Origin of the sequence: Shewanella sp., from assembly GCF_051658185.1 — a bacterium.
Classification (GTDB): Bacteria; Pseudomonadota; Gammaproteobacteria; order Enterobacterales; family Shewanellaceae; genus Shewanella.
This window is the reverse complement of sequence record NZ_JBOFMC010000213.1, coordinates 1-10,270: the sequence shown is the minus strand read 5'-3', so window position 1 is coordinate 10,270 and position 10,270 is coordinate 1. Positions and strand designations below refer to the sequence as shown.

Annotated in this window: 7 protein-coding genes and 1 pseudogene; 2 read left to right on the top strand and 6 right to left on the bottom strand. The window is 45.5% G+C overall.

The features are described from left to right. Positions 1 to 622: pseudogene (fadH, locus tag ACRCZA_RS08370) on the bottom strand (NADPH-dependent 2,4-dienoyl-CoA reductase); the annotation flags it as partial. A 166-nt stretch (positions 623 to 788) separates the two neighbouring features. Between fadH and sppA the strand changes: the two are divergent. Beyond that, entirely contained in the window at positions 789 to 2,633 is a 1,845-nt protein-coding gene (gene sppA, locus ACRCZA_RS08365) for a signal peptide peptidase SppA (RefSeq protein WP_438673997.1), read from the top strand. Between the two features lie 116 nt (positions 2,634 to 2,749). Continuing rightward, positions 2,750 to 3,763: an asparaginase gene (gene ansA / locus ACRCZA_RS08360; RefSeq protein WP_438673996.1), complete on the top strand. Its 1,014-nt coding sequence runs from the start codon at positions 2,750 to 2,752 to the stop codon at positions 3,761 to 3,763. Between the two features lie 150 nt (positions 3,764 to 3,913). Here ansA and ACRCZA_RS08355 read toward each other — a convergent pair whose 3' ends face one another. From ACRCZA_RS08355 to ACRCZA_RS08335, 5 genes are all read right to left on the bottom strand, one after another. Next, positions 3,914 to 4,195 (bottom strand): YeaC family protein, encoded by a 282-nt coding sequence (locus ACRCZA_RS08355; protein WP_438673995.1) that lies wholly within the window; start codon positions 4,193 to 4,195, stop codon positions 3,914 to 3,916. Then, entirely contained in the window at positions 4,192 to 4,509 is a 318-nt protein-coding gene (locus ACRCZA_RS08350; RefSeq protein WP_438673994.1) for a zinc ribbon domain-containing protein, read from the bottom strand. Before ACRCZA_RS08350 ends, ACRCZA_RS08355 begins: the two co-directional genes overlap by 4 nt. 11 nt (positions 4,510 to 4,520) lie before the next feature. Beyond that, the gene (locus tag ACRCZA_RS08345; RefSeq protein WP_438673993.1) at positions 4,521 to 5,648 is read right to left on the bottom strand and encodes a M14 family metallopeptidase; all 1,128 of its coding nucleotides are present in this window, start codon (positions 5,646 to 5,648) and stop codon (positions 4,521 to 4,523) included. A gap of 310 nt (positions 5,649 to 5,958) precedes the next feature. Beyond that, positions 5,959 to 6,720, bottom strand: a complete 762-nt coding sequence (locus ACRCZA_RS08340; protein WP_438673992.1) for a response regulator transcription factor — start codon at positions 6,718 to 6,720, stop codon at positions 5,959 to 5,961. Positions 6,721 to 6,920: 200 nt separating this feature from the next. After that, complete coding sequence (locus ACRCZA_RS08335) at positions 6,921 to 9,437, bottom strand: TonB-dependent receptor plug domain-containing protein (protein ID WP_438673991.1); 2,517 nt, start codon at positions 9,435 to 9,437, stop codon at positions 6,921 to 6,923. Between the last annotated feature and the right edge of the window lie 833 nt (positions 9,438 to 10,270).

The following is a 10,270-nucleotide window of genomic DNA, read 5'->3' as shown; positions in this document are numbered from 1 at the left end:
GGCCCACTTTGGCGCGGATAGCATTGACAATTGCTAACGCAAAGCTGGCGCGATGGGCAAAACTGCCGCCCCATTCATCATCGCGACAATTGGTGCGCGCGCTAATAAATTGATTAATCAAATAGCCTTCAGAGCCCATCACCTCCACACCATCGTATCCTGCTTTTTTGGCTAACGCGGCCGAACTGGCATAGTCGTTAATCGTCGCGCGCACTTGTCGTGCTGACATTGCCGAGGGCGTAAAAGGCGTAATGGGGGATTTAATCTTGCTCGGCGCTTGGGAAAAAGGATGATAACCGTAGCGCCCCGCATGCAGGATTTGCATACAAATTTTGCCACCGGCCTCATGCACCGCTTGCGTCACGATACGGTGTTTGCCAACCTGCCATGGAAAGCTTAATTGGCAGGCATGGGGCGTTAATCGGCCCCGCAGGTTAGGTGAAATGCCGCCAGTGACAATCAAGCCCACACCACCTTTAGCGCGTTCTTGATAAAACGCGGCCAGTTTCTCAAATCCGCCCTTTTCTTCTTCTAAACCAGTGTGCATTGAGCCCATCAGCACGCGGTTTTTGAGCTGAGTAAATCCCAGATCTAAGGGTTCTAATAAATGGGGAAACGACATTCAAACATCCTTTTAAAACATGTGATTTAAACCAGCATACCCTGAGACAAATCCAAGCTCAACCGTTGGATCTGCGCACGTAAGTTAAAAACCTTTACAATTGTATTTAGCTTGCCGGGAGATTTTAAGTTAGCATTAGCCTATTGGATTTATATAGGAGTGGCAGATGTCCGCTAACCCATCGTTTTTTAAGAGAATATTTCTATTTATTTGGCAGGTGATAAATGGTACGCGCAAACTTATTCTCAACCTGATTGTCTTTAGCATCTTAGCCTTTGTTGTCATCGCCATCATCAGCAATGAGGATATCGAGGTCGAACCGCAATCGGCGCTCGTGCTCAATCTGGCGGGGACACTCGTTGATCAAAAACAACCCATAGATCCTATTCAAGCCGCCCTTAAACAAAGTAACGATGCCAATACCGAGGGCGAGATTTTACTGGCCGACGTGTTGTATGTCATTGAAAGTGCAATACATGATAATAGAATTAGCACTATTGTATTGGATTTAAGCGATCTTAAACGCGCCAGCATCAGTAAGCTGCAATCCGTAGGTAATGCCCTAAATCGTTTTAAAGAAAGCGGTAAACAGGTCGTTGCCATGGGCAATTACTATGAGCAAAATCAGTATTTTCTCGCCAGTTTTGCCGATAAAATTTACCTTAACCCTCAAGGCGCCGTCTCCCTTGAAGGCCTGAGTCTCTATGGCTTGTATTTTAAATCGGCCCTCGAAAAACTTAAGGTAAAAACCCATATTTTCCGAGTGGGCACCTTTAAATCTGCTGTCGAACCCTATATGCGTGACGATATGTCGCAACCCGCCAAAGAAGCCAGCCAAGCGTTACTCGGCGATATTTGGCAAACTTACAGCCAAACAGTTGCTAACAATCGTAATATCGCAGCTAACCAGCTCACACTTGATGCCAAAACCTACCTCAGTGAGCTTGATAAAGCCCAAGGCAACTCCGCGACGATGGCGCTCAATATGAAGTGGGTCGATGGGCTCGCAACCGATGAAGATTTTCGTAAAATGCTGCTTGGCAGCGTCGGTAAAGCCAAAAACGGTAATAGCTTCAAGCAGATCAATTTTTACGACTATCTGACCTTAGTCAGCCCGCTGCCAAGCTTAGTTGAGCAGGACAGCGTTGGCATTATTGTCGCGAGCGGCACGATTTTAAATGGCAAGCAGCCCGCGGGCCAAATTGGCGGAGAGAGTACTGCCGAGTTATTACGTAAAGCCCGTTTTGATAAGCATATTAAAGCGTTAGTGCTCAGGGTCGATAGCCCTGGCGGCAGCGCGTTTGCCTCAGAGCAAATTCGTCAAGAGGTATTAGCGCTAAAAGCGGCGGGCAAACCGGTTGTTGTGAGTATGGGTAGCCTTGCCGCCTCGGGGGGATATTGGATTTCAGCCAGTGCTGACTATATTTTTGCAACGCCGACCACCTTAACCGGTTCGATTGGGATCTTTGGGATGATCACGACCTTTGAAGAATCCCTCGCCAGCCTTGGTGTGCATACCGATGGCGTCGCGACCTCTGATTGGGCAGGATTATCGGTGACTCGTAGCCTATCACCTCAGGTAGAAGCGGTGATCCAGCGTCATATCGAACGCGGCTATGTCGACTTTATCTCACTAGTGGCGACTGAGCGTAACATGACCCTTGAGCAGGTCGATACCATTGCCCAAGGTCGCGTGTGGAGTGGCAAAAAAGCCCTTGAGTTAGGGCTCGTTGATGAGCTAGGTGATATGGAGCAAGCCATTGCGAAGGCGGCTAAACTGGCGAATTTACCCCTCTTTGACACTCGGGTGATTGAACAGGAATTGACGCCAGAGCAGCAGTTTGTCCAACAAATGTTTGCATCGGTGGCCAGCCACTTACCGGCATCTGTCAGCCAATCCTCGGTATTCGAACAGATGTTACTGCAATGGACAAGCCATTTACGGACGATCGGTCGCTTTAATGATCCCAACCATGTTTACGTCTATTGCGATAACTGCGCGATAGAGTAATGATGCGCCATTGAGTCAATCCTATGATAAAAGCCCGGTTCTTCGGGCTTTTTTATTGGGTTTACCTTGGCAAAAAACGTATAATCCCAGCACTTAACGCTTAAGATAATACCAGAATGACTAAACGCTCCATTTACGTTGCCTACACAGGTGGCACTATCGGGATGCAAAAAACCGATAATGGCTTTGCTCCCGTCGCCGGATTTCTAACTCAGTGCGTACAATCGATGCCTGAGTTTTACCATGATGAAATGCCCACATTCGTGATCCACGAATACAGCCCGCTTATCGACTCATCCAATATGGCACCCACGGATTGGCAAATGATTGCCGATGACATCAAAGCCAATTATCAAAACTACGATGGCTTTGTGATCCTCCACGGCACCGATACCATGGCCTATACCGCTTCGGCCCTATCGTTTATGCTGCAGGGCTTATCCAAACCCGTGATAGTGACCGGCTCGCAAATTCCCCTTGCTCAATTGCGCTCTGACGGCCAAACCAATCTCCTCAATTCGCTTTATATTGCCGCCAATTATCCCGTAGCCGAGGTGTGTTTATTCTTCAATAACAAATTGTTTCGCGGAAATCGTTCTACCAAAGCGCATGCCGATGGCTTTGATGCGTTTGCCTCGCCGAACTTTCCCTTATTGTTGGAGGCGGGCATCAAAATTACCCTCCGTGAAGGAAAAATCGCCATCCCCAGTAATAAGCCTTTGGAAGTGGCCAATATCAGTCCACAACCCATAGGCGTGGTGACTTTATACCCAGGGATTTCGACGAAGATATTTGAAAACATTTTACAGCAACCAGTAAAAGCGTTGATATTACTAACATTTGGCGTGGGCAATGCCCCACAGGATGCGGCACTCCTCCATACGCTCAAACAAGCCGATGAACGCGGAATCGTCCTAGTCAACCTCACCCAATGTTTTCAGGGCAAGGTGAATATGGGGGGCTATGCTACCGGTAATGCATTGGCACAGGTTGGGGTGATCAGCGGCATGGACATGACCATTGAAGCCGCATTGGCGAAATTGCATTATTTGCTGTCAAAAAATCTCAAGCCACATGAGATTAAAGCCGCGATGCTACAAAACTTGGTGGGTGAACTCAGTCCTGATTGAATCAAGTGGTAACGTCGCCAAACGGGCGCGCCACCTTGGGTGAAACCACGCTTGAGTAGTAAACATCATCGTAGTCGTAACACAGGTAGTCGTAAAAGCCCATTAAGATGGGCTTTTACGACACTCTCGCTCAAACATTAACCTCGGGCGTTACAGCTGCTCAGCGGAAAACTCGGCTATCGATTCACCACGAAATTGTTTTTTCAATTCCGCCTTAGATAGCTCGTTAATTTTACCGTGGGCACCTATGGTAAAGTGCTCGGTTTGCGCTAATCTGCGGGCTTGATAAAGCATCACCACTTGCAAGGTTGATTCGCGCTGCGCTTCAGTAAGGGGGGTGCCATCTTCCCATTTACCTAGCTCGGCGGCGGTACGCAGTCTTTCATAGACCTCTGTGGGCATGTTGTCGATAAGCTGATTAATGTCTGTCATAGGCTTTTCCGTTTATGTAGCACTATTCGAAGCCGGGTAATGAGATAGCCAACGAAACCGAAAGCAAAGCATACGCCAGCGATGTTTGCCCGCATCCCCTCGGCAGGCTCGCCCCCCCAAAACCAAATCACCACACCGGTAATAAATAGCGTCATCGCAATGAAACTGTGATTCATCAAGCGGCCAGATTTTTTAAGCTCATTTATCCGCGCCAAAGACGCGTTATCCCCATTGGTTTGTGCTTGGCAATGAGGGCAAACACTGGCTTTGCTCGAGATACGTTTGTGACACACGGGACAATTAATTAATGCCATATCTGCCTCACTTATCTCAATTTATCTACCACGGCCAGCATCGCAATTAAGGAGGCTTCTCCTAAATACATGCTGCGCTCTGGCGACCATCCGACAAAAGGATCCGCGAGATTATTATTGTCTTTAAAGGGCATTTCAAGGGTGTTAGAGAGGCAATCAAAATGTTGTGCGACCCAATTTGACGCGACGGTTAAATTCGCTTGCCCTGGCTGATCCTGCTCATAGCCAAATTGCGTTTGGAAATCCGCGCTCGCAAGCGTTAATGCTTGGCTAAAATCGGCCTGCAATTGCGCTAAACGCGGACTATAACCGGGCACGCCTTCACACCCGGCCAAAAACACGTAGGGCAATCCTTCATCGCCGTGCACATCATAAAATAAATCGACGCCTGTTTGCTGCATCTTATGCACCACATGATAAACCTCAGGGCTACGGGCCAGACTCGGGGTTTGCCACTCACGATTAAGATTGACCCCAATCGCATTGGTGCGTAAATGCCCTCTGACACTGCCATCGGGATTCATATTCGGTACGATATAAAAATTGGCTTTATCCAGCAGTGCCTTTGCCGTCGAACAATTGCTATCGAGTAAACGATTAATTAAGCCTTCAACTAACCATTCGGCCATCGTTTCACCCGGATGCTGTCTGGCGGTGATCCAAATATTACGTTTAGAGGGTGAATCATCGCCGATTTTCATCAAGGTCATATCGCGGCCATCTAAGGTCAACCCTAAGTGCTCTAACGTCACCTCGGGATGCAATTGCGCCTGGCTTAATAGATCTAAATGGCGCTCATAACTATAGGGAGCAAAATAGGCAATCTGGATAACATCACACTCAAGGGTTAATTGAATGGACAAGGTACCATCTTGATAGGCGGTGGGCACACGAAACCAATGCTGGCGATCGTAGCTGGCTACCGCCTGATAATTTTGCCAGCCTTTAGGGTAGGATGCCGTCCCCGCGTTGATGATATTTAAGGTGTATTGTTTACCCACCTCACCTTCAAATCGAAAATTAAACCACTGATAAAACTCGCCACCCGCATCGGGGCGGATCGCCAGTTGAATATCATCATGATTATCGATATTAACAACTTGGATATTTCCGCCATCAAAATTGGCACTGATCCGCATAATAAGTCCTAAATTCGTTATTGTAATATGTGAGGGTAATAGAGGGCTTAGCGCACATTCTATGTTAAGGGCTATAGAATAAACTAAATCAATATCAGGAGAAATCGAAAGCGAAAAAATTCAAGGCGTCGAGAATGTTGCTGCAGATTTATTGAACAGAACGAGCGAGATGCAGCGGCGAACAAGGACGTTTGTCACTCATAGAGAAAGTGATGCTGGAGAGGTAATCACCGCTCATCGATACCGGCCGTCCCTTATTAGACCACTAGTGCTATGAACCGATATTCCTATCAGTCAATATGTCTGATGCTTACAACGCAAAATGGTAACCTTGACCACGCACGGTATGAATTAAATTCCGCGGTAAATGCGCTTGAGTAAACTTACGCCTAATATTGCTCACGTGCATATCAAGATTACGGTCAAACTTTCCTAAATCTTTTTGTAATACCGCCCATTGTAGCGCTTGCTTTGAGATAACTTGGCCCTTACGTTCATATAAATATTGGCACAATCTAAATTCGGTTTGCGTCAAATCCACACAAATACTGACTATATCAGCATTCACTGCACTGGGAACCACGGTGCCATGCTGCTCAACACCAAAATAAGCGCCACTCAGATTAGCTGTAGTGATCATCAGCCGATAGCTGGTTTCATCAAAATGTAGGTAATAATCCAGCTTAGACTTAAGCGGCTTTTTAGGCTGCGTCACTGCCGTTAAGCGCCGCTCTAACGCATGCAATCTCACCAATAATTCTTTAATGCTAAAAGGTTTACCTAAAAAATCATCCGCGCCTAATTCATACGCCTTAATACGCTCCTGTTCATTATTGTGGGCAGAAAACATCATCACAGGCGTGGTACATTCACGCGCAGACAATAGTTCAAAGCCATCCATTTGCGGCATCACAACATCAAGCATAATAATATCAGGCATAAATTGACTCATGCACTTAAGCCCTTCCCTACCATTGGTCGCACACTCGACTTCATAGCCTTTAGCCGACAAAGCTTGCGCTAACCAAGTGCGAAATAACGCATCATCATCAATTACGAGTATCTTTCCCATACTTAACGCCAATAAGAATAACTATCATTAATATTACCACGCAAATTGAGGTGTCACTAGCCTTAATACACTCCTCCAACCCAGCGAGGGGTAAAGTGTGATCAGTATGGCAACATGGAAAAAACAGCTCTGGAGGAAAATCAGTAGCAAATAAAAAAGCGCCCTAAGGCGCTTTTTGGGGAAATAACTCTATAAGCAAATTAAAACTTAACCGTTACACCGCCATAGATGGTGCGGCCAATAGTGTCGTACACTTCTGGTACTGTGCCACCATCGCTACCATTAGATACGGTAACTGGTTTTTCGTCCGTGAAGTTTTTGATACCTAAACTCACACTGGTCATATCATTGAGGTGATAAGTACCTGCGATGTTGTGATATATGATTGAATCAACATCAGTCCCTTCAGCCAAATCTGTCATGCCACCGATATAACGGTTGAAGTACATAACACTCCAATCATCTTGGCCTGCAGAAACACTGAAGTTATTGCGAACTCTTGCATAAGCACCAAAGTTGCCATCGATAGTACCAGTGTAATCTTCACCATCCTGTTCAAATTTCACTAGATAAGTCATATCGTTATTGATTTTCCACTCTAAACCTAACCCTTCAAAATTATAGGCTAAGTTCAAATCAATACCACTGGTATCTTGAGTACCGACGTTAGTTAACGCGTTAGTTAAATTATCTAAGTTTCCATCAGCACCGATATTGAACGTTTCGCATGCAGAAATATCACCAGCAAAGCAAGCATCTAAACCCGCTTGGGTATCCATACGCGCAATCGCATTAGACACTTTAAAACGCCAGTAATCTAAGGTCACTGACATACCGTCAAGATAGCTAGGTGAATAAACTAAGCCAGCGGTATACGATTCAGATTCCTCAGGTTGTAGTTCAGGATCTGAGGTACGGTTAACAAGGATTTGTGGATCTTGCGCATTACCCCATGGATCTTCCAAATAATCGAATGAACCTGAATTACCGCCGTACAATTCACTTACACTCGGCGCACGGAACCCGGTTGCAGCAACAGTACGCACCATCAGATCATCGGTGGCGGTGTAGGTTAAACCAATTTTCCACGTAGTCGCTTTACCAAAAGTGGAGTAATCATCTAGACGCAGCGCAAATTCACCGGTTAATTTGTCAGTGAACGGCACACTCACTTCTTGGAAGATAGAAATAACATCATAGTTACCATTGGTGGGATCTTGCTGAGCAGAAGTACTTTCACCTGCAATTACCACTTCATCTGGCATGTAGAAACCATTTTCACGACGATATTCTGCACCAAGAGCAAAACCGACAGCGCCAGCACTAAGGTCAAACAACTCACCGTTTAAACCAGCAGACAAGGTTTGTTGCTCATTACCGCCCTTAGCTTCTTCAGCATAGCTGATGTCATCGATCATTTGCTGAGTTAATGGCGCTCCGCTAAACCATGCAGCTTGATTGGCATAAACAGAAGCGGCCATGTCGGTAGCATTAATCGAGTTTTGTACTGCGGTTTTCGCTTGGTTTTTACCATAGGTATAAGTGAGATCCCAGTTCATCCCGGTATGAACATCCAAGGTTCCCGCTAAACCAGTCGATAAACGCCAAGTATCTGTATCTTGTGTATAAATACGTGGTCCAACATCATTAGTCCGGCGACGATAATTCACTAACCCTTTTTTATCGGCAGCAATGCCACCGGCAATCATGGCGCTATCAAGCGTGATACAAGGAGTTCCTACAGGCACACCCGCAGCACCACACACATTTAGCATGAGATCAGCAGGTTGCGCAGCCATCTGTTGATTTGAACGGCGATTGGTATAAATTGCATCGGCGGTCAATACCACATCATTACCTAACTCTTGAGTCATATTGGCAAATAAGCTACGACGTTCGTTAGGAGTTTGATAAAAACTGTCTTGGGTATAATCGTAACCTGTGGAACGTTTCACCCAATTGCCATTGGCATCTTGAACTTTTCCGCCCAATGACCCTGTTGGGATAAAAGAACTATAACCAGGCTCAGTCCAATCCCGATCGCCTTGGATCACACCGCGACGGTCTGAATAAGCGGCACCGAAGGTATAGTTACCTCCATCGGTGTTAAAGCCATATAAGGCACTCACATCACCATTTTCGCCATCGCCTTTATCCGTGCCACTGCCGTTAAAGTCAAATTGGAAACCTTCAAAATCTTTTTTAGTGATAATATTCACTACACCCGCAATGGCATCTGAGCCGTAAACCGCGGAGGCGCCATCTTTTAAAATTTCAACGCGGGCAATCATCGCTACCGGGATGGAGTTCAAATCCACAGAACTGTCAGCGCCAGATCCTGAGTTCACCATACGCCGACCGTTTAACAATACTAAGGTGCGCTGTGATCCCATACCCCGTAAGTCAACCTGAGCCACACCATCAGCACCGTTATTGGTACTAGAGCCGACTGCGGCGCCCGCCATTGAGGTTTGCACCTGTAGCATTTGGTCAACAGAGGTAAAACCTTCCGCCTTAATGGCTGCGGCATCAATCACTGTCACTGGCGATGCAGTTTCCATATCTTGACGTTGAATACGTGAGCCCGTGACTTCAATGCGTTCAACTTTGGCAGTTTCATCGGCCGCTATCGCATTGGTGGATACCCACACGCCCGCCGACAGTGAAGTCGCAACCGCGATGTTAACCGCCGAGGCTATTTTGGTTCTTTTAATCATAAATGCATGCTCCCGTGATCTTTCTATTATTTTTATGATGACAGCTTTTACAACATTCGCCGTATGACTGTTTGCTTGATACTGATGATTCACATTAATTCCGTCAATGGGCAAATTTTTAACCTTTTAACTTTAATTGTTATATTTGGTGAGTTATTTTGTTTAAAATATGTTTCACGCGATATATAAACTTATTTAATACAACTTACTCAGACTTAAGCACTAAAACAACAAATAAACCACCAGGCTTAAACTGTTATAAAGGCAACAAATTAGAAACATAATATCACATCAATTTTGTGATCTATGTCACACAAATAAAGCTAAAAATGACCAACCGCTCATTGCTTCGAGCTGACTAAATATTCAGATTTTGAATATAAATACGCTTAATCAGAAAAAGAGAGTCCACAATGGTAGTGTTAGAAAAGCCACAAAGGTAAACAACATGCATAGTAGATGCATAAATGCCGCATAAAGGTTATCCATTCCCCTCATTCAGCCTTGGCTGAGGGCAAGCTGATAATGCCGAGCAAATTTCAAGCAATAATCAAGGTTGCCAAAAGGAATAGCCGGTGATATTCAGTCATAACATAAAACTGATTGAAACCCTTGATACACATTTGACTAAAAAACAGCCTTGTTCGCGATAACGCTAAACAAGAGCAACCCTAATAATATCGTTAAGGGAAATTAACCATTAGATAAAATTAAAACAAAGAAGTTAAACGCAATGAAAAACATGGCATAGCCATTAGGGCAATATTCGCTGTTTGCTTATGTATTATTACCATTGCACGTTCGTACTCAGCTTTTATGATCCCATTTACGCT